Origin of the sequence: Serinicoccus chungangensis, assembly GCF_006337125.1 — a bacterium.
Taxonomy (GTDB): domain Bacteria; phylum Actinomycetota; class Actinomycetes; order Actinomycetales; family Dermatophilaceae; genus Ornithinicoccus; species Ornithinicoccus chungangensis.
On the sequence record NZ_CP040887.1, the window covers coordinates 2917502 to 2939579 of the forward strand.

General features: G+C 73.7%; 19 protein-coding genes. 8 read left to right on the forward strand and 11 right to left on the reverse strand.

Annotated elements, in window-relative coordinates; genetic code table 11:
* The first annotated feature begins 70 nt into the window (after nt 1-70).
* Nucleotides 71-643, forward strand: coding sequence for a GNAT family N-acetyltransferase (locus FHD63_RS13450; RefSeq protein ID WP_139722464.1), 573 nt, complete (start codon nt 71-73; stop codon nt 641-643).
* A gap of 95 nt (nt 644-738) precedes the next feature.
* Here FHD63_RS13450 and FHD63_RS13455 read toward each other — a convergent pair whose 3' ends face one another.
* The 4 genes from FHD63_RS13455 to FHD63_RS13470 are packed head-to-tail and all read right to left on the reverse strand — an operon-like array spanning nt 739 to nt 4311.
* A complete protein-coding gene (locus tag FHD63_RS13455; protein ID WP_139722465.1) occupies nt 739-1158 on the reverse strand; it encodes a GtrA family protein in 420 nt (139 codons plus the stop codon).
* Between the two features lie 35 nt (nt 1159-1193).
* Nucleotides 1194-1427, reverse strand: a complete 234-nt coding sequence (locus FHD63_RS13460) for a DUF6458 family protein (protein ID WP_139722466.1) — start codon at nt 1425-1427, stop codon at nt 1194-1196.
* Between the two features lie 44 nt (nt 1428-1471).
* On the reverse strand, nt 1472-2302 hold the full coding sequence (locus tag FHD63_RS13465; RefSeq protein WP_139722467.1) for a carbon-nitrogen family hydrolase: 831 nt from the start codon (nt 2300-2302) through the stop codon (nt 1472-1474).
* A complete protein-coding gene (locus tag FHD63_RS13470) occupies nt 2299-4311 on the reverse strand; it encodes a bifunctional copper resistance protein CopD/cytochrome c oxidase assembly protein (RefSeq protein ID WP_238705672.1) in 2013 nt (670 codons plus the stop codon). The genes FHD63_RS13465 and FHD63_RS13470 overlap by 4 nt, the downstream gene beginning before the upstream one ends.
* Nucleotides 4312-4376: 65 nt before the next feature.
* Here FHD63_RS13470 and FHD63_RS13475 point away from each other — a divergent pair, with 65 nt between their 5' ends.
* Entirely contained in the window at nt 4377-5270 is an 894-nt protein-coding gene (locus tag FHD63_RS13475; protein WP_139722468.1) for a maleylpyruvate isomerase family mycothiol-dependent enzyme, read from the forward strand.
* A gap of 3 nt (nt 5271-5273) precedes the next feature.
* Here FHD63_RS13475 and FHD63_RS13480 read toward each other — a convergent pair whose 3' ends face one another.
* On the reverse strand, nt 5274-5675 hold the full coding sequence (locus tag FHD63_RS13480) for a hypothetical protein (protein ID WP_139722469.1): 402 nt from the start codon (nt 5673-5675) through the stop codon (nt 5274-5276).
* A gap of 93 nt (nt 5676-5768) precedes the next feature.
* Between FHD63_RS13480 and FHD63_RS13485 the strand changes: the two genes are divergently transcribed.
* On the forward strand, nt 5769-6731 hold the full coding sequence (locus FHD63_RS13485; protein ID WP_139722470.1) for a DUF368 domain-containing protein: 963 nt from the start codon (nt 5769-5771) through the stop codon (nt 6729-6731).
* 1 nt (nt 6732) lies between these two features.
* On the opposite strand, the gene FHD63_RS13490 is transcribed toward FHD63_RS13485, so the two are convergent.
* The 4 genes from FHD63_RS13490 to FHD63_RS13505 all read right to left on the reverse strand — a co-directional run bounded on the left by FHD63_RS13490 (nt 6733) and on the right by FHD63_RS13505 (nt 10952).
* Complete coding sequence (locus FHD63_RS13490) at nt 6733-8190, reverse strand: dihydrolipoamide acetyltransferase family protein (RefSeq protein ID WP_139722471.1); 1458 nt, start codon at nt 8188-8190, stop codon at nt 6733-6735.
* Nucleotides 8191-8236: 46 nt separating this feature from the next.
* Nucleotides 8237-9259 carry an alpha-ketoacid dehydrogenase subunit beta gene (locus tag FHD63_RS13495; protein WP_139722472.1) on the reverse strand — a complete coding sequence of 341 codons (1023 nt, stop codon included), beginning with the start codon at nt 9257-9259 and terminating at the stop codon, nt 8237-8239.
* 9 nt (nt 9260-9268) lie between these two features.
* Nucleotides 9269-10450 carry a pyruvate dehydrogenase (acetyl-transferring) E1 component subunit alpha gene (gene pdhA / locus FHD63_RS13500; RefSeq protein WP_174964948.1) on the reverse strand — a complete coding sequence of 394 codons (1182 nt, stop codon included), beginning with the start codon at nt 10448-10450 and terminating at the stop codon, nt 9269-9271.
* Nucleotides 10451-10568: 118 nt separating this feature from the next.
* Nucleotides 10569-10952, reverse strand: a complete 384-nt coding sequence (locus tag FHD63_RS13505; protein WP_139722473.1) for a phage holin family protein — start codon at nt 10950-10952, stop codon at nt 10569-10571.
* A 41-nt stretch (nt 10953-10993) separates the two neighbouring features.
* Between FHD63_RS13505 and hisC the strand changes: the two genes are divergently transcribed.
* Nucleotides 10994-12085, forward strand: a complete 1092-nt coding sequence (gene hisC, locus FHD63_RS13510) for a histidinol-phosphate transaminase (protein WP_139722474.1) — start codon at nt 10994-10996, stop codon at nt 12083-12085.
* 54 nt (nt 12086-12139) lie between these two features.
* Here hisC and FHD63_RS13515 read toward each other — a convergent pair whose 3' ends face one another.
* Nucleotides 12140-12538, reverse strand: coding sequence for a hypothetical protein (locus FHD63_RS13515; RefSeq protein ID WP_139722475.1), 399 nt, complete (start codon nt 12536-12538; stop codon nt 12140-12142).
* Between the two features lie 106 nt (nt 12539-12644).
* Between FHD63_RS13515 and FHD63_RS13520 the strand changes: the two genes are divergently transcribed.
* The 3 genes from FHD63_RS13520 to meaB are packed head-to-tail and all read left to right on the forward strand — an operon-like array spanning nt 12645 to nt 17972.
* Nucleotides 12645-14540 carry a methylmalonyl-CoA mutase family protein gene (locus tag FHD63_RS13520; protein WP_139722476.1) on the forward strand — a complete coding sequence of 632 codons (1896 nt, stop codon included), beginning with the start codon at nt 12645-12647 and terminating at the stop codon, nt 14538-14540.
* The gene (gene scpA / locus FHD63_RS13525; RefSeq protein ID WP_139722477.1) at nt 14537-16828 is read left to right on the forward strand and encodes a methylmalonyl-CoA mutase; all 2292 of its coding nucleotides are present in this window, start codon (nt 14537-14539) and stop codon (nt 16826-16828) included. The genes FHD63_RS13520 and scpA overlap by 4 nt, the downstream gene beginning before the upstream one ends.
* Nucleotides 16821-17972 carry a methylmalonyl Co-A mutase-associated GTPase MeaB gene (meaB, locus tag FHD63_RS13530; RefSeq protein ID WP_238705673.1) on the forward strand — a complete coding sequence of 384 codons (1152 nt, stop codon included), beginning with the start codon at nt 16821-16823 and terminating at the stop codon, nt 17970-17972. The genes scpA and meaB overlap by 8 nt, the downstream gene beginning before the upstream one ends.
* A 35-nt stretch (nt 17973-18007) precedes the next feature.
* Here the strand turns inward: meaB and FHD63_RS13535 are convergent, their stop codons facing one another.
* The gene (locus FHD63_RS13535) at nt 18008-18889 is read right to left on the reverse strand and encodes a DUF389 domain-containing protein (RefSeq protein ID WP_238705674.1); all 882 of its coding nucleotides are present in this window, start codon (nt 18887-18889) and stop codon (nt 18008-18010) included.
* Between the two features lie 614 nt (nt 18890-19503).
* On the opposite strand from FHD63_RS13535, the gene FHD63_RS13540 reads away from it, so the two are divergent.
* Nucleotides 19504-21981 (forward strand): HNH endonuclease signature motif containing protein, encoded by a 2478-nt coding sequence (locus FHD63_RS13540; RefSeq protein WP_139722479.1) that lies wholly within the window; start codon nt 19504-19506, stop codon nt 21979-21981.
* Nucleotides 21982-22078: the final 97 nt, after the last annotated feature.

The window sequence follows — 22078 nt, forward strand, 5'->3', positions numbered from 1 at the left end:
CCCGACCACACCGGACGCGCGCGGGGTGCGCGGACGCCATACCCGCCCCTCCCGGTGCCAGACTGACCCGATGACGTTCCAGGTGCAGCCGGTCACGCCGGACCGCTTCGAGGACTTCGCCGACGTCGTCAACCCGAACCGCCGCGCGACGCACTGCTGGTGCGTGCCGCACCGGCTCCGCAGCACCGAGGTCGACGAGCTCGGGGGTGGGGACCGCGAACGCGCGATGCGCGCCCTGTGCGAGCGGGACCTGCCTCCCGGGGTGGTGGGCTACGCCGACGGCATACCGGTGGCGTGGTGCAACATCGGCCCGCGCGCCGACATCCCGGTGCTCGTGCACTCCCGCAGGATCCGACCGGTCGACGACGTCCCCGTGTGGAGCATCGTGTGCGTCGTCGTGCGCGGTGGGCACCGGAGACGGGGTCACACCTCGCGGCTGCTCGAGGGAGCCGTCTCGTATGCCGCCGCTCACGGCGCGCCGTCGGTGGAGGCCTACCCGGTCGACCCGAGCGGCAGGATGGACACGACGATGGCCTTCGTCGGGACGCGGGCGATGTTCGAGAAGGTCGGCTTCGAGGTGGTGGGCCGGACGGAGGCGACCGCCAGCCGGCTGCCCCGGCTCGTCATGCGACGCGACCTGTAGCCGCGCGGGGGCACGACCGCGCGTCCGGTGCGGCCCGACCACGCGTCCGGTGCGGCCCGAGCACGCGTCCGGTGCGGCGGAGGGGGGAGGAGGGGTCAGGTGTAGCGCTTGAGGCGGAAGACGAAGGTGCGCATCATGAGGTACATGAACACCGCCTCGCAGGCGCCGGCGACGAGACGGGCGGCGAGGTACTGGACGCCGACCCACTCCAACGTGGTCGACAGCGCCAGGATGAAGAGCAGGTAGTTGGCGAGCACCGTGACGACGTAGCGCCCGGTCTGCCGACCGACCGGGCCGTGGCTCTGGAAGTTGAGCCACCGGTTGAGGACGAAGGCCAGCCCGAAGGCGACGACGTAGCCCGTCGTCACGGCTACCGGGTAGGGCCACCGCAGGACGTCGAAGAGGACCGCGAGCAGGGTGAGGTCGATCGCGTACGTCGTCGTGCTGATGGCCGCGAAGCCGACCGCGGTCTCGGGGACGACCCTCGCGACCGGGGCGGGGAGCCCGGAGTGCACCCGGGAACGGGCCCGGGCGAAGGCGTCGGCGGCGTTCAGTACTGGTCGCGGTGACGCACGTCGGCGTCGGTCCGGCGGTCGACGACCTCACGGTGCGTCGTGTTGGTGCGCTGCGTGTTCATCACCAGGCCCAGCAGCAGCGAGAGCACGCCGGCTGCCATGAGGATGTAGCCGACCATCGTGAGGTTGACCCCCTGCACCACCGTGTCGATCGCGAAGGTGAGGACGGCGCCCACGACGAGCAGGAAAATTCCGAGACCGATGCCCATGAGAGATCCTTTCGGTTGGCTGGGGCCAGCCTAGCCGTCCGCCCTCACAGCCGCCGGTCCGAGAGCACCGGGAACCCCTCGCGCACCCGCGCCACCTCCTCCAGGTCGATCTCGACCGACATCGTCTCCTCGCCGGCGCCCGCCTCGGCCAGCACCGTCCCCGACGGGTCGACGACGGCGCTGCGGCCGCCCATCTCGACCCCGGCGTGGGTGCCCGCGGTGTTGCCGGCGACGACGAAGCACTGGTTCTCGACCGCGCGCGCGCGCAGCAGCAGCCGCCAGTGCTCGACCCGCGCCATGGGCCAGGCCGAGGGGATGAGGAAGAGCCCGGCCCCCCGGTCGAGCTGCAGCCGGTAGAGCTCGGGGAAGCGCAGGTCGTAGCAGGTGGACAGGCCGATGTGCACGCCGTCCGCGGGTGCCGGCAGCTCGGTCACGACGATCTCGGTGCCGGCCTCCATGAGCCTCGGCTCGCCACCCCCGAAGCCGAACCGGTGGATCTTGCGGTAGGTCGCGCACACCGAGCCCCGCGTGTCGAGCACGACGGAGGTGTTCCACAGGTGCCGGCCCTCCTCCCCCGGCTCGGCGGTCCGCTCGACGTGGGAGCCGGTATGCACCACCGCCCCGATCTCCTTCGTCGCCTCCGCGACGGGCACCAGGGCCGGGGGCAGGTGGCCCTCCGCCAGCCCGGAGAGGTCCTGGCTGCGCTTTTCCCACTCCTTGGACGCGAAGCCGCCGGCGCTCCACAGCTCCGGCAGCAGCACGAGGTCGTGACCGGCCCCGGCGCGTCGCACCAGCGCGGCCGCCCGCTGCGCCCGCGCCTCGACGCTCTCCCCGCTGCCGTCGGCATACCCCAGCTGGATGATCGCGACCTTCATCGTCGGCTCCTCTGCGCCAGGCTCTGCAGGTGGGCGTTGTAGGCGGCGAGCTCGGCGTCGTCGTCGCGGTCGGCCCGGCGGTCCGAGCGCACGCTCTCCCGCTCGTCGCGGTGCATCCAGTCCACCATGACCATGAGCACGAGCACCACCGTCGGCAGCTCGCCGACCCCCCAGGCGATGGCCCCGCCCACCTGCTGGTCGGCCAGGAGGTCAGGGACCCACGGCACCTCGATCGCCTTGTAGAACGCCGGCGCGAGCAGCCAGCTGCCCTGCATGAGCGCGAGCCCGAAGAAGGCGTGCGCCGCCAGGGTGCCGAGCAGCACGAGGATGCGCAGGGGCGCCGGCCACTTCTCCGGCCCCGGGTCCTGGCCGACGAGCGACCACACGAAGGCGAAGCCGGACAGCGAGAAGTGGACGACCATGAGCACGTGCCCCACGTGGGTCGTCATGGCGAGCTCCAGCAGCCCGGTCCAGTAGAAGACGATGAGGCTGCCGAAGAAGACCACCCCGGCGACCAGCGGGTTGGCCACGAACCCGGCCCAGCGGGAGTGGACGACGGCGAGCAGGACCTCGCGGGGGCCGAGGGTCTTGTCGCGGCGCGCCGGCAGCGTGCGGTAGGCCAGGGTGATCGCCTGCGCGGGCACGAGCAGGAGGGGCACGCCCATCATGAGCGCCATGTGCATCATCATGTGCTGCGAGAACATCACCCGGCCGTAGACCGCGGGGGCCCCGCTGGTGACGTAGACGAACAGCGCCCAGCCCAGGACCCACACGAGCAGCCGCCACCAGGGCCAGCGGTCGCCGCGGCGCCAGAGCTTGACGCAGCCGGCGGCGTAGAGCCCGACGGCCACGAACGCCACGAGCAGGAAGAGCCAGTTGACCTGCCACGTGTCGAGCAGCCGGGCCGAGCTGTAGGGCGGCGGCATGGGGTAGCCGGTGAGCGCGAAGACGGCCGTGTCCACGTCGGCGGAGGACTCCACCACGGGCGGCGGCGTGCGCGAGAGGACCGTGCCGAGCGCCACCGCCGCACCCATGACGGCCAGCTCGCCGGCGGCCAGCGCACCGAACAGCCACGGGCGGTCGGCCCCCCGACCGATGACGACCCGGCGCTGGAGCCCCCCGAAGACGCCCAGCACCCCGAGCAGCAGCACCTTGGCCCAGATGAGCACCCAGTAGGCGCTGGACAGGTCCGCGAGGTCGTCGACGGTGAGCAGGGCGAAGAGCAGCCCGGAGAGCGCGATGGCGGCGTAGCACCAGGTCGCGAGCAGCGAGTAGCGGCGCAGGGTGTCGGGCAGCGCGGGGCCGAGCAGGGGCAGCAGCAGGCCCAGCGCCATGAGCCCGCCCACCCAGACGCACATGCCCACGAGGTGCAGCGCCAGGGCGGTGACGGCCGTCTCGTGGCCGTCGCTGCCGCTGGCGTGCCCGCCGTAGGCCAACGGCAGCAGCGCCACGAGCGCCAGCACCGAGGCCCAGGCCAGCGCCCCCCGCGTCCGCGCCGAGGCGGCGAGCGGCACGAGCAGGGCGACCAGGACCGTCTCGATGAGCCGCAGGCGCATGGCCTCCAGCCCCCAGAGGTTGGCCAGCAGGTCGGACAGGTAGCCGGGGGCACCGAGCGGTATGCCGGCCAGGTCACCGAACCCGACGACGAGGATGGCCGCCGACGAGACCGCCCAGAGCAGCGCGGACAGGGCCGCCACCCGGGCGGCCGCCCCCCGTCGGTCGGTCCCGCGACCCTCGCGGACCAGGAAGGCCGCGGCGACGAGCAGCCCGATGGTCAGCGCGGCGGCCAGGTGGTGGACGACCTTCAGCAGGACCATGCCCCAGCGCACGACCGGGCCGGCGTCGCCCAGCAGCAGCGGGGCGACGGCACCGCTCAGCGCGGCGGCGGGGACCGCCACGACGAGCGCGGTGAGCACGGTCGTCACCGGCACGGTCCAGCGCAGGGTCGGGGGGATGCGCGCGTCGTCCACCGCCCGGGCGACCGGTGACGAGGGGGTGCGCAACGACATACCCCCATGCTACGGAGCGTCACCGACACCCGGCACGGCCGACCGGGGGTCGTTAGGGTGGCGGGATGGTCGTTCATCCCTCCCCGCCCGCCGACGTGCCCGGCTACGTCGAGGCGTACCGCCAGGTGCTGCTCTCGATGGTCAACACCTGCGACGGGCTGCGCGAGGCCGAGTGGGACCTGCCGACCGACTGCCCCGGCTGGACGGTCCGCGACCACGTGGCCCACACCGTGCACATCGAGGACTACCTCTCCGGGTCCGAGCACCCCGCGGTCGAGGAGACGATCGAGGTCGGCTCCCCCGAGCACGTCCGCAACGAGGCGGGGGTGTGGATGGAGCAGGGGATCCGCTCGCGCGCCGGGCTCACGCCGGACCAGCTGCTGGCCGAGCTGCGCGGGCTGGTCGAGATCCGCAGCGCGGACCTGTATGCCCACGACCTCGCCCTGGACTCCACCGTCCGCTCCATCCGCGGCAAGGAGACAACCTTCCAGCGGCTCGTCCGGCTGCGTCTGTGCGACGTCTGGACCCACGAGCAGGACATCCGGCAGGCCCTCGGGCGGCCCGGGTCGCTGGACGGCGACGGCGCGGCGACGTGGACCGCCACGGTCCTCGAGGCGCTCCCCGAGGTGGTGCTGCGCCGGGTCCAGCCGGAGCCGGGCACCGTCGTCATCCTGGAGAGCACCGGCCCGGTGACCGGGCGGGCCGGGGTGCGGATCGACGTCGACGAGGACGGCGAGCCGGTCGCGCACGAGCTCTTCACCGGCCACTCCGCGGAGGAGGGCGAGGACGTGCCGGTCACGGATGCCGGCGAGGAGGCCACGACCACCATCTCGATGTCCACCCACGCCCTCGCCCGCCGCACGGCCGGACGGTCCGGCACCGACGACACGGCCTACCACGTGCAGGGCGACGAGGAGCTGGCCCGGGCGGTGCTCGACGCCCTGACGCTCGCGCGCTGAGGCTCAGCGCCGACGGGCCCCGCGGCTGAACCACCACAGGCCGCCGACGAAGAGCGCGAGCACCGCCAGCACCGTCCCCGCCACCCACAGCCCGGGCGCCCACCCGATGGTGATGTCGAGGACGACCCCGACGAGCGCGATGCCGAGCCCGCCCTGCGCCGCGAGCCGGGTGGCGCGGAACTGCGCCAGCGCCTCCGACCGGTCGGCCTCGCTGCCGGTCATGAGCCGCGCGGCCGGCTCCAGGCGCCGGCTCACCGACTGCAGCACGGCATACCCGAGGAAGAAGCCGGCCCCCAGCAGCGCCACCCGGGTGTTGCCGCGGGACAGCCCGACGACGAGCACCACCACCGCGGCGAGGGTGGTCAGCGCGGTGAAGATGCGGTCCTTGAGGCGGGGCCGTGGCATGGGCCGATGGTATGCCGCCCGCCGTCACCTCCTCGCGCGGCCGCCGGGCTCGGAGCCGGTCGTCCTCCCACGGCTCACGTAGGCTGGACGACTGTGACCGACACCTCCCGCGCCCCGTCGCAGCACGTCGCCCGTAGCCGGAAGCTGCTCCCGCTGGACCTCCTGCGCGGCTTCCTCATCGGCATGGCCGAGCTCATCCCCGGCGTCTCCGGCGGCACCGTCGCCCTCGTGACCGGGCTCTACGAGCAGCTCATCGGCAGCGCCTCCCACGTCGTGTCCGCGGCCAAGGCCCTCGTCGTCGGCGACGAGCGCGGGCGGGTCCAGGGGGCCCTCACCGAGCTGCGCCGCACCGACTGGTGGCTCCTCGTCCCCGTGCTCGTGGGCATGGCGCTGGCCGTCCTGACGATGGCCGGGGTGATGAGCCGCTTCGTCACCGAGGCCCCCGAGCACGCCCGCGGGCTCTTCCTCGGGATGGTGGCGACGAGCGTGGTGGTGCCGCTGCGGATGCTGACCGAGCGCCGCCGCCCCGTGTGGGTGGAGGTCCTGCTCGCCGTCGGCGCGGCCGTGCTGGCCTGGACGCTCATCGGCTTCGCCGGCGGCCAGGCGGTCGCCGACCCGCCGCTCCTCGTCGTCTTCGGCGCCGCGGCCGTGGCCATCTGCGCGCTGGTCGTCCCCGGGGTCTCCGGGTCCTTCTTCCTGCTGGCCGTCGGCCTCTACACCACCACCCTCGACGCGGTGGACTCCGGCGACCTGCTCTACATCGGCGTCTTCGCGCTGGGCGCGGCCACCGGCCTGGCGTCCTTCGTGCAGCTGCTCAGCTGGCTGCTGTCCCAGCACCGCCGCGCCACGCTCATCGTCATGGCCGGCCTCATGGTCGGGTCGCTGCGGGCGCTGTGGCCCTGGCAGGAGTCGGCGGGCGGCGAGGACCACGGGCCGGGTGCCCTCGTCGCGCCCTACGCCCCGGTGCTGGGCCCGGTCCTCCTCGCGCTGCTCGGCGCCGCGGTGGTCGCCGTGCTCGTGGTCGTCGAGGCCCGCAGCAGCAGCGACGACGACTGACTCAGGCCCAGGCGAGCGCCCGGGCCGGGTCCTCGAGCAGCGCGGCCAGGTCGGCGAGGAACATCGAGCCCAGCTCGCCGTCGATGAGCCGGTGGTCGAAGCTCACCGCGAGCTGGGTGACCCAGCGCGGCTCGATCCGCTCCTGCTCGCCCTCGCCGACGACCCACGGCATCCGCCGCACGGCGCCGAAGCAGACGATCGCGGACTCCCCCGGGTTGATGATCGGCGTGCCGGTGTCGATGCCGAAGACGCCGACGTTGGTGATGGTGATGGTGCCGCCGGACATGTCGGCCGGCTGGGTGCGCCCCGCCTTGGCGGTCGCGACCAGGTCGGTCATCGCCTCGGCGAGCTGCCGCAGGTCCAGCAGGTCGGCGTCCTTGATGTTGGGGACGACCAGGCCGCGGGGCGTCGCGGCGGCGATGCCGAGGTTGACGTAGTTGCGCTGCACGATCTGCTGGGCGTCCTCGTCCCAGACGGCGTTCATGCCCGGGTTGCGACGGACCGCGACGGTCATCGCCTTGGCGAGGACGAGCAGCGGGTTGATGCGCAGGTCACGGAAGGCGCGGTCCGCCTTGAGCCGGTCGATGAGCTCCATCGTCCGGGTGACGTCGACGGTGACGAACTCGGTGACGTGCGGCGCGGTGAAGGCCGAGCCCACCATCGCCTGCGCCGTCATCTTGCGCACGCCCTTGACGTCGATGCGCTCCTCCCGCGCGCCGGCGCGGTCGAGCACCGGCCGCTGGTATGCCGGTGCGGCAGGACCGCGCGCGACGTCGGGCGCGGCGGACGGCGCACCGCCCGCGGCGGCGGGTGAGGGGGCCGGGGCGCCGCCCGCGGCCTCGGGTGCGGTCGTCGCGCCGTCGAGGAAGGCGTCGATGTCGGAGCGCCGCACGATGCCGGTCGGGCCGGCGGCGTCCACCTCGTTGATGTCCACCCCGCGGTCCTTGGCGTACTTGCGGACCGGCGGCGAGGCCTTGGCCTTGCGCTGCGGGGTCGCCGCGGCCGCCTCGGCCTCGGCGCCGGAGGCCCCCCGGCGACGCTTGCGGCGGGTGGTGGAGCCCTCGATCGCGCCGTAGCCGACGAGCATCGCCTCGCGGGTGCTGCCGGTGCTGCCGCCGCCCTCGGGCGGGCTGGGGACCAGGTCGTCCGACGCCGCGGCCGCCTCGTCGGTGACGTCCGCGACGTCCGTGCCGGCGCCCCCGCCCGCCGCCGGGGCCTCGCCGCTGCCGTCGTCCACGACGACGATCGGGGTCCCGACCTCGACCTCCTCGCCCTCGGCGGCCAGGATCCTGGTGACCGTGCCCGCCCACGGGATGGGCAGCTCCACCAGGGACTTCGCGGTCTCCACCTCGACCACGATGTCGTTGGTCCTCACGGTGTCGCCCTCGGCGACCTTCCACTGGATGATCGTCGCCTCGACGAGGCCTTCGCCGGGGTCGGGGAGCTTGAACTCGGGCACGAGGGCCGCCTCCTGGGCTGGTCTGGGCTGAGCTGGGCTGGTGTCGTCAGTATGCGAGCACGGTCTCGACGGCGTGCAGGACGCGGTCGAGGTCGGGGAGGAAGACCTCCTCGTGCCGGCTCGGCGGGTAGGGGATGTTGTAGCCGCCGACCCGCAGGACCGGGGCCTCGAGGTGGTAGAAGCAGTGCTCCTGCACGTGCGCCGCGAGCTCGGAGGTGATGCTGGCGAAGGTCTGCGCCTCGGACAGCGCGATGCACCGGCCGGTCTTGCGCACCGACTCCTCGATGACGTCGACGTCCAGGGGCGACAGCGACCGCAGGTCGACGACCTCGATGGAGGGGCCGTCCTCGAGCTCGGCGGCCTGGGCCGCGGCGTGCGCGACCTTGACCATCGGGCCGTAGGTGAGCACGGTGACGTCGCTGCCCTCCACCCGGACGACGGCGTCCTCGAGCGCGTGCGGCGCGTCCTCGAGCGAGCTGCCACCGCCGCCCTCGCCCAGGTCGAGCACCCCGCGCTCGTGGTAGCGGCGCTTGGGCTCGTAGAACACCACCGGGTCGTCGCTGGCGATCGCCTGCTGCATCATCCAGTAGGCGTCCTCGGTGCCGGAGCAGGTGACCACCCGCAGCCCGGCCGTGTGCGCGAAGTAGCTCTCGTTGGACTCGCTGTGGTGCTCGACCGCGCCGATGCCGCCGCCGTAGGGGATGCGGATGACCATCGGCACCTTGAGCGCGCCCAGGCTGCGGTTGTGCATCTTGGCGACCTGGCTGACGATCTGGTCGAAGGCGGGGTAGACGAACCCGTCGAACTGGATCTCGACGACCGGGCGGTAGCCGCGCAGCGCCATCCCGACCGCGGCGCCCATGATCCCGGACTCGGCGAGGGGGGTGTCGACGACTCGGTCCTCCCCGAAGTCCTTCTGCAGGCCCTCGGTGATGCGGAAGACCCCGCCCAGCTTGCCGACGTCCTCGCCCATGAGGACGACCTTGGGGTCGCGCTCCATCGCCGCGCGCATACCGGCGTTGAGCGCCTTGGCGATGGTCATGCGGGTCGCCGTGCTCTGCGTGCTCATCGGTGCCCCTCAGTCCTCGAAGTCGGCCTGGTAGTCGGCGAAGGCCCGCGCCTCGCGCTCGACGAGCCGGTGCGGCTCGGCGTAGACGTGCGCGAACATCTCCTCGTGCGGCGGGTCGGGCATCGTCTGGCAGGCCCGGCGGATCCGCGTGGCGAGCTCGTCGGCCTCCTCCTGGGTCCGCTCGACCCAGGCGTCGTCGACGGCGCCGGTCCCCCGGAGGTATGCCGTCATCCGGTCGATCGGGTCCTTCGCCTTCCACGCGTCGACCTCGGCGGAGATGCGGTACTTCGTCGGGTCGTCGGAGGTGGTGTGGGCGCCCATCCGGTAGGTGAACGCCTCGATGAGCGTGGGGCCCTGGCCGCTGCGGGCGCGGTCGAGCGCGTAGCGGCTCACCGCGTAGCTGGCCAGCACGTCGTTGCCGTCGACCCGGATCCCGGGGAAGCCGAAGCCGTCGGCCCGGCGGTAGGGCGGGGTGGTGAACTGCCGGTCGTTGGGCTCGGAGATGGCCCAGTGGTTGTTCTGGACGTAGAACACGACCGGGGCGCCGGTGACCGCGGCGAAGACGAGCGACTCGTTGAAGTCGCCCTGCGCGGTGCCGCCGTCACCGGTGAAGGCCATGACCGCGGTGTCGCGCTCGGGGTCGCCGGTGCCGACCGCGCCGTCCCGGTCGACGCCCATGGCGTAGCCGACCGCGTGCAGCATCTGGTTGCCGATGACGATGGTGTAGAGGTGGAAGTTGTTGTCGTTGGAGTCCCAGCCGCCGTGGTTCACGCCGCGGAACATGCCGAGCAGGTTCTCCGGCGGCACCCCCTTGCACCAGGCCACGCCGTGCTCGCGGTAGCCCGGGAAGGCGTAGTCCTGCGGCCGCATCGCCCGTCCGGCGCCGACCTGGGCGGCCTCCTGGCCGAGCAGGCTGGGCCACAGGCCCAGCTCGCCCTGGCGCTGCAGCGCGAAGCCCTCGGCGTCGACGCGACGGACCAGGATGAGGTCGCGCAGCAGACCGCGCAGGTCGTCCTCGTCGAGGTCCTCGAGGTAGGAGGCGTAGGGCTCGGTCTGCGGCGTCACCTCCAGCCGGGTGCCGTCGGCGGCGAGGAACTGGATCATGTCCGGACCGCCGTCGGTGATGTCCCGCTCGGGCGGCTCGTGGCCGGTGGGGGTGGCGCCCTCCGGCGCGACCTCGTCGTCGCTCACCCAAAAACTCCTTCTGCCGTTGACCTGGCCGGAACGTTACCGCAGACGTCAACCTGACCTCGGGGCACGCCGCAGCACCGGGGGTGGTGCACCCGGCGCACCCCGTCGCCCTGCGCGCTCAGGCCCGCTCGCGCCCGTCGGGGAGCAGCATGCCGACGAAGAGCGAGACGATCGAGATGATGATCGACCCGAGGATCGCGCTCCAGAAGAGGTCGTCGACGGTGAAGCTGAGCCCCAGGACGCCGGAGAGCCAGGACGTCAGGAGCAGCATGAGCGCGTTGACGATGATGAGGAAGAGCCCGAGGGTGAGCACGATGAGCGGCAGCGAGAGCAGCTGGACCAGGGGCCGGACGACCGCGTTGACGAGGCCGAAGACGAGCGCGACACCGAGGATGGTGAGCAGCTGGGACAGTCCCCGGCCGCCGAACTCGATACCCGAGACGATGGCGGAGGCGACCCAGAGGGCGACGCCGTTGGCGACGACGGAGGCGAGGAGCTTCATACCCCCATGATCCCACGCAGCGGCGTCGTTACGCTGACCTCATGACCGACCAGCCGAGCCCCGTCCGTCTGCGGGCCGCCCTGAGCGGCGTGCCCGCCTACGTCCCCGGGAAGCCGCCGGCGCCGGTCGAGGGGGTCACCGCCTACAAGATCTCCTCCAACGAGAACCCGCACCCGCCGCTGCCCTCGGTCCTCGACGCGATCTCGCGGGCCGCGCAGAGCGTCAACCGCTACCCCGACATGGGGGTGGTGTCGCTCACCGAGGCGCTGGCGGCGGACCTCGGCGTGCCCGCGGAGCAGGTCGCCACCGGGACCGGCAGCGTCGCCGTCCTCACCCAGCTCGTCGCGATCACCTGCGACCCCGGCGACGAGGTCGTCTACGCGTGGCGCAGCTTCGAGGCCTACCCGATCGTCGTGGCGCTCTCCGGCGCGGCCTCGGTGCAGGTCCCGCTGGACGAGCACGCCCGGCACGACCTGGACGCGATGGCCGACGCCATCACCGACCGGACCCGGCTCGTCCTCGTGTGCACCCCCAACAACCCCACGGGCCCGGCGGTGCGCGCCGACGAGCTGGAGGCCTTCCTCGACCGCGTGCCCGACGACGTGCTCGTCGTCATCGACGAGGCCTACCTCGAGTTCACCACCGAGGAGTCGGTCCCGGACGCGCTCGCGGTCGCCCGCGACCGCCCCAACGTCGTGGTGCTGCGGACCTTCTCCAAGGCCTACGGGCTGGCCGGGCTGCGGGTGGGGTATGCCGTGGCGCACCCCGAGATCGCGACCGCGCTGCGCAAGGCGGCGACCCCCTTCGGCGTGACCGACCTGGCGCAGCAGGCGGCGATCGCGAGCCTGGCGGCGCGCGACGAGCTGCTCGCGCGGGTGGAGGAGCTCGTCGCCGAGCGCGAGCGGGTGGTCGCCGCGCTGCGCGACCAGGGCTGGGACGTCCCCCAGGCGCAGGGCAACTTCTGCTGGCTGCCGCTCGGCGACGACGCGGTGGCCTTCGCTCAGGCGGCGCAGGCGCGCGGGCTCATGGTGCGGCCCTTCGCCGGCGACGGGGTGCGCTGCTCCATCGGCGAGACCGAGGCCAACGACCGGCTGGTCGACGTGGCGCGGGAGTGGCTCACCACGCGGGCGTGAGCGACCAGGACCCCGGGGGCGAGGTGGCACCCGGCCGGCCGGTGGACGGCCGCGTCAGGTGTGCCGGTTGCCGAGGGTGCGCCGCGTGAGCGTCGCCACGGCATACGTCATCGCCCAGCTCGTGACGGCCACGACGAGCGTCGGCACGAGCACCCCCTGACCCTGCTGCGCGACGGCGAGGCCGAAGAACCACGGCACCGTCATCCCGACCGCCCCGGCCGTGGCCATCATCCAGCCGCGGCCCCGGGGCCCGGCGATGAGCTGGGCCGCGACCGCCATGACGGCGAGGTTGCCGTAGGCCATGAGGACCTGGAAGACCTCGCCGGACCCGCGCTGCACGCTCCAGGACTGTCCGGCCACCCAGGCGAGGATCCCGCCGAGGAGCATGACGGGGACGCCCTTGCGCAGCGAACCGGTGGCCACGGCGCTCGAGCCGTGGGGGGAGAGTGTCATCAGGCCTCCTTCGGTCCCTCCACGATAGTCGGCCCGGGGGTGGAGGGGTCCAGGGCGGCGTTACGATCCAGGGGCCGTGTCCGTCACTCGAGGAAGAGCGTCACCGATGGAGGAGACCATCCCGCCGGCCGAGGACGTCGTGGACGCGCTGCCCGAGGTGCTCGCGCTGGCCTCGTCCTTCCCCGGCGCCACCCGCGAGCAGTGGGAGGAGCAGGTCGTCCGGGTGCTCAACCGGCGACGCCCCGCCGACCGGCAGCTCTCCCTCGAGCAGTGCCTCGACGCGCTGCGCACCCGCACCGTGGACGGCCTGACGATCGAGCCGCTCTATCCTCCGGCCGAGGGCGACCTCGGGGAGCCCGGTGTCGCCCCCTTCCGCCGGGGCACCGGCGTGCGCGCCGACGGCGCCTGGGACGTGCGCGCCCTCCACGACGACCCGGACACCGCGGCCGGCGCGGAGGCGGTGCTCACCGACCTCGAGCGCGGCGTCACCTCGCTGTGGGTGCGGGTCGGGCACGGCGCGGTCGCGCCCGCCGACCTCGGTCGGCTCCTCTCCGGCGTCGAGCTGGGCCTCGCGCCCGTCGCCGTCTCGAGCGAGGACGACCAGGGCACCGCGGCCCGCGCGCTGCTCGCGGTCTCCGTCGAGCGCGGTGAGCCGCTGGCCCCCGGCAGCACCCTGGGTCTCGACCCGGTGGCGCACGCCGCGCTGACCGGCACCCCCGTCGACGTCGCGGGGGTCGGCGAGCTCACCCACCGCGTCCTGACCGACCACCCCGGGGTGCGCGCCGTCACGGTGGACGCCTGCGTCTACCACGACGCGGGCGGCTCCGACGTCGACGAGCTGGCGCTCGCCGTGGCGGCCGGCATCGCCCACCTGCGGGTCCTCGAGGCCGTCGGCATCGGGCCGGAGCAGGCCGCCGACCAGGTGGACTTCCGGGTGTCCGCGGGCGCCGACCAGTTCCTCACCATCGCCCGGCTGCGGGCGCTGCGGGTGCTCTGGGCGCGGGTCCTGCAGGAGTGCGGGGTGCCGGCCGCGCGGCGGGGGGCCCGCCAGCACGCCGTCACCTCGTGGCGGATGCTCACCCGCGACGACCCCTGGGTCAACATGCTGCGCGCGACGACCTCGACCTTCGCCGCGGCGGTCGGGGGTGCCGAGGCGGTCACGGTGCTGCCCTTCGACCACGTCCACGGCTACCCCGACGCCTTCTCCCGGCGGGTCGCCCGCAACACCCAGGTCGTGCTGGCCGAGGAGGCCGGCATCGGGCGGGTCACCGACCCCGCCGGGGGATCGGGCTACGTCGAGTCCCTCACCGACGACCTCGCGGCCCGGGCCTGGGCGCTCGTGCAGCGGGTCGAGGCCGAGGGGGGTCTGGTGCGGGCGCTGGACCGCTCGTCGCTGGTGCAGGACGTGCTCGCCGCCAGCCGCGAGGAGCGGGCCGGTCGGGTCGCCGACCGCACCGCCCCCCTCACCGGGGTGAGCACCTTCCCCTCGACCGACGAGACGCCCCTGGTGCGGGTGCCGCGACCGGCGCCGGTCACGGGCGGGCTGCCCCGGGTGCGCGACGCCGCGGTCTTCGAGGCGCTGCGCGACCGGTCCTCGGCGCACGCGCGGGAGCACGGCGCCCCACCGCAGGTGCTGCTGGTCGGCATCGGCGCCCGGCGCGACTTCGGGCCCCGCGAGACCTTCACCGCCAGCCTGCTCGCGTCCGCCGGGATCCGTGGGGTCCTCGTCGAGGGCACCGACCCGCAGGCGTTCACGACCGCGCTGCGCGAGCTCGGCGGCCCGGTGGCGATCCTCACCTCCTCCGCGGACCGCTACGCCGAGCACGGCCCCGCCGTGGCCCGCGCCCTGCGCGGGGCCGGCGCCCGCCGGGTGCTGCTCGCCGGCTCCGAGCGCGAGCTGGGCGACCCCGACGCGTCCCTCGTCGACGGCACGGTGCGGGCCGGCATGGACGTGGTCGCCTTCCTCGACGACCTGCTCGACACCCTGGAGGTGGCCCGGTGACGATCCCCGACTTCAGCCAGGTGCCGCTGTCCCCCCACCCCGACCGCCCGCCGCGGAGGGTCGCTCCCGACCCGTCCGACCCCGCCACCGACGCGTCCGACGCCGCCCCCGCCGCGGGCGGCACGGCATACCCGGACCTGCCCGAGCCGTGGCACACCCCGGAGCACATCGAGGTCGCCCCGGTCTACGGGCAGGAGGACCTGGCGCCGCTGGACTTCCTGCACACCTGGCCGGGGCTGCCGCCGTTCCTGCGCGGCCCCTACCCGACGATGTACGTCAACCAGCCGTGGACGATCCGGCAGTACGCCGGCTTCTCGACCGCGCAGGCGTCCAACGCGTTCTACCGCCGCAACCTCGCGGCCGGGCAGAAGGGGCTCTCGGTCGCCTTCGACCTGGCCACCCACCGCGGCTACGACTCCGACCACCCGCGGGTCGAGGGCGACGTCGGCATGGCGGGGGTGGCCATCGACTCCATCCTCGACATGCGCCAGCTCTTCGACGGCATCCCGCTGGACCAGATGTCCGTGTCCATGACGATGAACGGCGCCGTCCTGCCGGTCCTGGCCCTCTACGTCGTCGCCGCGGAGGAGCAGGGGGTGGCGCCGGAGCAGCTCTCGGGGACGATCCAGAACGACATCCTCAAGGAGTTCATGGTCCGCAACACCTACATCTACCCGCCGGGGCCCTCGATGCGGATCATCTCCGACATCTTCGCCTTCACCAGCGCGCGGATGCCGCGCTTCAACTCGATCTCCATCTCCGGCTACCACATCCAGGAGGCCGGGGCCACGGCCGACCTGGAGCTCGCCTACACGCTGGCGGACGGCGTGGAGTACCTCCGCGCCGGCCAGGCCGCCGGTCTCGACGTCGACGCCTTCGCGCCGCGGCTGTCCTTCTTCTGGGGCATCGGCATGAACTTCGCGATGGAGGTCGCCAAGCTGCGGGCCGCCCGGCTGCTCTGGGCCCGGCTCGTGCAGCGCTCCGGCGCGCACGACCCGAAGTCGCTGTCGCTGCGCACCCACAGCCAGACCTCCGGCTGGTCGCTGACGGCGCAGGACGTCTACAACAACGTGACCCGCACCTGCATCGAGGCCATGGCCGCGACCCAGGGGCATACCCAGTCCCTGCACACCAACGCCCTGGACGAGGCGATCGCGCTGCCGACCGACTTCAGCGCGCGCATCGCCCGCAACACCCAGCTCTTCCTGCAGCAGGAGTCCGGCACGACCCGGGTCATCGACCCGTGGGGCGGCAGCGCCTACGTCGAGCGGCTCACCCACGACCTCGCGCGCGCCGCGTGGGCGCACATCGAGGAGGTCGAGGAGGCCGGGGGTATGGCGTCGGCCATCGAGGCGGGCATCCCCAAGATGCGGGTCGAGGAGGCGGCGGCGCGCACGCAGGCGCGCATCGACGGCGGCACCCAGCCGCTCGTCGGGGTCAACCGCTACCCCCTGCTGCAGCCGGAGGACGAGCTGGCCGACGTGCTCAAGATCGACAACGCGCAGGTCCGGCGCGACCAGCTGGCCAAGCTGGAGCAGCTGCGCGCCGAGCGGGACGAGGACGCCTGCCGGGCCGCGCTGGCGGCGCTCACCGCGGGCGCACGGGCCGCGACGGAGTCGGGCAGCGAGCCGGACCCGGCCGACCTCTCGCAGAACCTGCTCGCCCTGGCCATCGACGCGGCCCGCGCGCACGCCACCGTCGGGGAGATCTCGGACGCGATGGAGGAGGTCTTCGGGCGCTACACGGCGCAGGTGCGGACCATCAGCGGTGTCTACGCGAAGGAAGCCATGGGATCGACCGGGACGGGATCGCTGCAGCGGACGCTGGCGCTGGTGGAGGAGTTCGAGGCGGCCGAGGGACGGCGGCCGCGCATCCTCGTGGCCAAGATGGGCCAGGACGGGCACGACCGCGGGCAGAAGGTCATCGCCACCGCCTTCGCCGACCTGGGCTTCGACGTCGACGTGGGCCCGCTCTTCCAGACGCCGGCCGAGGCCGCGCGGCAGGCGGTCGAGGGCGACGTGCACGTCGTGGGGGTGTCCTCGTTGGCGGCCGGCCACCTCTACCTCGTGCCGGCCCTGCGCCGGGAGCTCGACGAGCTGGGCCGTCCGGACCTGATGATCGTCGTCGGTGGCGTCATCCCGGAGGGGGACATGGCGCAGCTGCAGGAGCTGGGTGCCGACGCGATCTACCCCCCGGGCACGGTCATCCCCGTCGCCGCCGCCGAGCTCGTGGAGCAGCTGGGTCGGCGCCTGGGCCACGACGCGCAGGGGGGTCGCCCGGGTGCCTAGGCCGGTCGACGTCGACGACCTGGCCCAGGGCGTCACCTCCGGATCGCGCGCGCACCTGGCGCGGGCCATCACCCTCGTCGAGTCGACCCACCCGGACCACCGCGCCGCCGCCCGCGACCTGCTGCGCCGGCTCGCGCCACCGACCGGCGAGACGGCGGAGCCGCAGGACGGTGCCGCCCACGGCACGGCATACCCGCAGGACGGTGCCGACGGGGCGGAGCCGCAGGACGGTGACGCCCACGGCACGGCGTACCCGCAGGAGGATGCCGTCGTGACCCCTGCCTCGCCCTCGGTGCGCCTCGGCATCTCCGGCGTGCCGGGTGCGGGCAAGTCGACCTTCATCAACGCCCTCGGGCTGCGGCTCATCGACGAGGGGCACCGGGTCGCGGTGCTGGCCGTCGACCCCTCCTCGGCCCGGTCCGGCGGGTCGATCCTCGGCGACCGCACCCGCATGGGCGAGCTGTCCGCCTCCCCCGACGCCTTCGTCCGGCCCTCGCCGACCGGTCTGCACCTCGGCGGCGTCGCCCGGGCCACGCGGGAGTCGATGATCGTCGTGGAGGCGGCCGGGTTCGACGTCGTCGTCGTCGAGACCGTCGGCGTCGGGCAGTCGGAGGTGGCGGTGGCGGAGATGGTCGACACCTTCCTGCTGCTGACCCTGGCGCGCGCCGGCGACCAGCTGCAGGGCATCAAGCGCGGCATCCTCGAGATCGCCGACGTCATCGCGGTCAACAAGGCCGACGGCCCGCACGCCGCGGAGGCACGGGGCACGGCGCGTGAGCTGGCGATCGCGATGCGCCTGCTGAGAGGCGGGGAGGGCGAGCGCCGGGTACCCGTGCTCACCTGCAGCGCCCTGACCATGGACGGCCTCGACGAGGTGTGGCGGGCCGTCCTCGACCACCGCGAGCAGGTGGAGCACGGCGTCCCCGGCGGCCTGCAGCGGCGGCGCAGCGACCAGCAGGTGCAGTGGATGTGGGCGCTCCTGCGGGCCGAGGTCTGGGGTCGCTTCCGTGAGTCGCCGGCGGTCCGGGCCGGGGTGGCGCAGGTGGAGCAGGACATCCGGACCGGTCGGCGCCAGGCGGTCGACGGGGCCGACGAGGTGCTCCGTGCCTACTGGGGCGAGCTGGGTGGAGCCGGCGACCGCTGAGGACCGCGCCCAGCGCGTCAGGCGGGTCGTGCGGTTCAGCCCGACACGGTGCCGGCGTCGATCCGTTCACCCAACGAGGTGTCGACCACGACCGGGACGCCGAAGGGGATGACGTCGGCCAGGCGGGAGACGAGGTCGGCGGTGTCCGGGACCTCGTCGGGGGTGCGGACCTCGACGTGCAGCTCCAGGTGCCTCCAGCTGACGTCGGTCACCTCGGAGTCCGGGACCGCGGCGATCCACTCGTCCGCGACCGCCCTCGCGTCCAGGGAGAGGTTGGCCATGTAGACGGTGATGGCGGTGTTGAGCACCAGCGGGATGCTCACCATGGTCACGGAGATCGCCAGCACCGCCGCCGGCCTGCGCATCGTGCCGTACTTGGTCCGCCCTTCCCGCACGGCTGCTTCGCGGCCCTCGACGGCATACCCGCAGAAGCTGAAGACCACCGTGCCGGCGAGGACCAGCGCGACCAGGTTGGACAGGAACAGCAGGAGCGCCCCCAGCGCCAGCGCCGTGTGCCCCTCACCCAGGCAGACGCCTGCCACGGCCAGCGGCGGGACCAGCGAGATGGAGATCGCGACCCCGGGCAGCACCGCCGCGATGTCCCGGCGCGCCAGCGCGACCGCGCCCGCCGTCCCGGTCGCGACAGCGGCGACGAGGTCGAGCAGCCCCGGGGACGTGCGTCCCATGATCTGGTCGTTGTGCTCGATGTCGAAGGACGTGGGCAGGACGAGGGAGGCCACCCACCCGATCGCGACCACCAGGGCCACCCCGGACACGACGAAGAGCAGGGCCTTGGTGCGCCGGCGCTCGATGACACCGAGCGCCAGGCTCATGATCGGTTGCGACAGCGGGGCGATGATCATGGCACCGATCACCGTGGCCACGGAGTCCGCGAGGACACCGGCGGTGGCGATCACCCCGGAGAGGAAGAGCAGGGTCCAGAACGCGGACTGCTTGGAGGCGGTGTCCCCGTGGTCGAGGTGGAGGTCACCTGCGAGCTCGTCGAGCGAGCGGCGCTGCGCCCGGGGATCAGGCGGTCACGCAGTCCATGTGTCATGGCCTATGTTCTGCCGGAGGGGACCGACCCTGCAAGACCTGGTCAGGCGTCTCATGCCTGGCTCACCTCGCAGGCGGCTCCACCACCAGACCTGGCCGTATCTGCTCACCGCCAGCCTGTGCTCGCCGGCACCTCCATCACCCTGCGCGAGGATCTGCAAGCCCGGCGTGGCCGTCGTGGAGTCGACCGCCACGTCGCCGCGCGCGATGCGCCACCTGCGGGGCGGAGCCGTGGTGGCGTCCCGAGCCAGCACCGCGTCGTCCACATCTCCTCGAGGCTCGACCCGTGTCATCCACAGGTCGGCGTGTCTCGGCTCATGTTCGAACACATGTTCTATGATGGGAGGAGATCGGCAGCGGAGGCGCCACAGGGGGTGGCGCCGGCTCGGGAAGGGGGTGCGTCGTGGCGACCGTCAGTCCAGCGGACCAGGCGAGAGCGCACTCGCTCCTGCGGCACGCCCTGAGCATGACCGGGATGAGCCCGGACTCGGTCGCCGCCGTGGCGCAGGCGGCCCTCGCGGTCGGAGCGGTTGACTCGGGGTCCCCGCTCGAGGCGGCCGCCACCCTCCCTGCACCTGTCTCCCCCGTCACCGCCAGGCGGATGGTCGACGGCACGGCGCTCACGGCCTCGGTCACTCCCATCTCGGCCGGGGCGGCCGGCCCCTCAGACGGGTCGACCACTCTCGCCTGGGCGGCCAGCCCCTCAGACGGGTCGACCACTCCCGCCGGGCCCGTCGACCCCCTGGCTGGGTCCACCTCGTCCGCCGCTCGGCCGGCCGGCCCCCGCGCCGGACGCGCGGTCGACGACCACCTCGCCCGCGCCCGTGCCCTGTTGTCGGTCATCGAGGGTCTGACGCAGACGGCGGCACGTCTCGACGCCGCCCTCGTCCTGGCCGCCCGGCACCAGACCGCCGCGATCGGGCGGTCCCTGCTCGCCGAGCGCGACATCAGCTCCCTCGAGGACCTCAGCACCTCCCAGCGCCTCCGCTGGCGGGCCCGGGCCAAGGCGTTGTCGCGGCACGAGATCGAGGCGGCCACGGGCTGGGGGTCCGGCGAGGTCGTGGACCTGGTCGGTCTGGCGACCGCCCCGCTGCCGGCAGCTCAGCCGGTGATCGAGGCGATGTCGACCGGTGCCGCTCCCTGGCGCCTGGCGCGCTCGTTCTGGCGGGACTGCGGCGCCCTCGCCGCCGACGAGGCCGCGCACGTGGCCGAGGTGCTCTTCGGGACCGATGCCGACACCTGCGCCCCGGAGCGCCTGACTCCCGACGGCACGCTCAGCGAGGCCCCGTGGTTCCACCGGGAGTTCCGCGCGGCTCTGCGCCGCGAGGTGACGCGGCTGCAGAGCACCGATCTTGCCGCGGCCAGGGCGGCCCGGGAAGCAGCCCTGGCCAGCCGGAGCCTGGGCGTCACGATCGACGAGAACGGCACGGGCACCGTGACGCTGCTCGGCTCGGCCCTGCAGGCGACGGCGATCGCCGACCGCGTCGACCAGGCGGCGCGCCGCGCGCGGGCCTCCGGGGACGAGCGCACGCTGGCCCGGCTGCGCGCGGACATCGGTCTGGCTCTCTTGATGCACGGCACCGTGCTGCCTCCGGACGCGGCGACACCGCCCGGAGCAGCCGGCACGCAGGAGTCGACGAGCGGCACGGGGTTGCACTGGACCCCAGACCTCGTGCAGATCCTGTCCGGTATGCCGTCGGCCACCCTCCAGGTCGTCGTCCCCTACGCGGCCGTCCACGCGGGACTCACCCCCTCGGCGGCCTCATCCGTCACGCGTGCGCCGTCGGACCGCGCCCCGACCAGCGTCGTCACGCCGCCCGACGGCCTCGCCCCGATCCGCAGCAGCACACCAGCGGGTCACCCCACTCCGACCCACAGCAGCACACCGCCCGATGGCCCCAGCCCGACCCCCAGCATCTCGCCCTCCGGCGACCCCGCCCCAGACGCCTCCGCGCCAGGACCTCCTTCCCCACCCCTGGCAGGTCTCCCTCCGGCAAACGAGCTGTTGACCGTGGGCCAGGTGCTCGGGGCGCACTCCGCCTACCTCTCGGTCGACCAGATCCACGACCTGGCGCTGCTCCCCGGGACCGTCCTGGAACGGCTTCTCGTCGACCCGGCCGACGGTCGGTGCGTGGAGCGCTCGATCGACCGCTACCGCCCCGATGCGGCGATGCGGGCCCAGATCCTCGCCGCGGACGTCACCTGCCGGGCACCCGGCTGCCTGGTGCCCGCGGCATCGTGCCAGCTCGACCACGTCGTCGAGCACGGATCCCCCGAAGGGATCACGGCCGAGACCAACCTCGCGCCACTGCACGTCGGGCACCACCACCCCAAGACCCTCAAGGCCTGGGACAGCTCACTGGACGAGAACCGGGACATGACGTGGACGAGCCTGCTGGGTCGGCTCTACCGAACGCGGTCGCACGACTACCGCCAGTACGCCCACCTCGTCACCGAGGCGTTCGACCGGGTCCACGGCGCGGCGACCGGGGATGAGGCCGACCGGCTGCCGCAGGTCGACCGGGAGATCCTCCTCGCTCTGGCCTTCCGGGCGGCGGGTGAGGGACTGCAGGCGGGCGACGACGCCGTGGAACCCGACGAGACCCGGTTCGGAGGCTGGGGCTTCGTGTCCCTCACCCACACCGACGAGCGAGGTATCCGCCGCTCCGGCCCGAGCGGGACGCTCCTCGCCGAGCGCGCGGCGGCGCAGGCTGCCTCGCAGAACCCCACGGACGCCCAGACCCCTGAGGACCGGGCGACCCACCCCTCTCCAGACCGGGCGGCCGACCCCTCCCACGATCGTGCGGGCGACCCCTCTCCAGACCAGGTGGCTGACCCCTCCCACGATCGTGGGGCCGACCCCTCCGACGATGAGGCGATCGGCACTTCGCCGGATCGGCGCCGTCGGTCGGCGGAGCGCCTGCGCCGCGACGAAGGCCCCCCACCCTTCTGAGCAGACGGCGGTGGACGGCCCACGCGGCGAGGGCCAGGCCCCACCCCGGCTCTCACCACCCTTCAACGCCCGTGGACACCGTCGACCCAGGTCGATG

Bases quoted from the DNA above. Each gene is read 5' to 3' on its own strand.
- FHD63_RS13465 (WP_139722467.1), bottom strand. From the start codon at position 2,302: ATGAAGGTCGCGATCATCCAGCTGGGGTATGCCGACGGCAGCGGGGAG.
- hisC (WP_139722474.1), top strand. From the start codon at position 10,994: ATGACCGACCAGCCGAGCCCCGTCCGTCTGCGGGCCGCCCTGAGCGGC.
- FHD63_RS13450 (WP_139722464.1), top strand. From the start codon at position 71: ATGACGTTCCAGGTGCAGCCGGTCACGCCGGACCGCTTCGAGGACTTC.
- FHD63_RS13480 (WP_139722469.1), bottom strand. From the start codon at position 5,675: ATGCCACGGCCCCGCCTCAAGGACCGCATCTTCACCGCGCTGACCACC.
- FHD63_RS13495 (WP_139722472.1), bottom strand. From the start codon at position 9,259: ATGAGCACGCAGAGCACGGCGACCCGCATGACCATCGCCAAGGCGCTC.
- FHD63_RS13505 (WP_139722473.1), bottom strand. From the start codon at position 10,952: ATGAAGCTCCTCGCCTCCGTCGTCGCCAACGGCGTCGCCCTCTGGGTC.
- FHD63_RS13515 (WP_139722475.1), bottom strand. From the start codon at position 12,538: ATGACACTCTCCCCCCACGGCTCGAGCGCCGTGGCCACCGGTTCGCTG.
- FHD63_RS13470 (WP_238705672.1), bottom strand. From the start codon at position 4,311: ATGTCGTTGCGCACCCCCTCGTCACCGGTCGCCCGGGCGGTGGACGAC.
- FHD63_RS13475 (WP_139722468.1), top strand. From the start codon at position 4,377: ATGGTCGTTCATCCCTCCCCGCCCGCCGACGTGCCCGGCTACGTCGAG.
- FHD63_RS13520 (WP_139722476.1), top strand. From the start codon at position 12,645: ATGGAGGAGACCATCCCGCCGGCCGAGGACGTCGTGGACGCGCTGCCC.
- FHD63_RS13540 (WP_139722479.1), top strand. From the start codon at position 19,504: ATGAGCCCGGACTCGGTCGCCGCCGTGGCGCAGGCGGCCCTCGCGGTC.
- FHD63_RS13460 (WP_139722466.1), bottom strand. From the start codon at position 1,427: ATGGGCATCGGTCTCGGAATTTTCCTGCTCGTCGTGGGCGCCGTCCTC.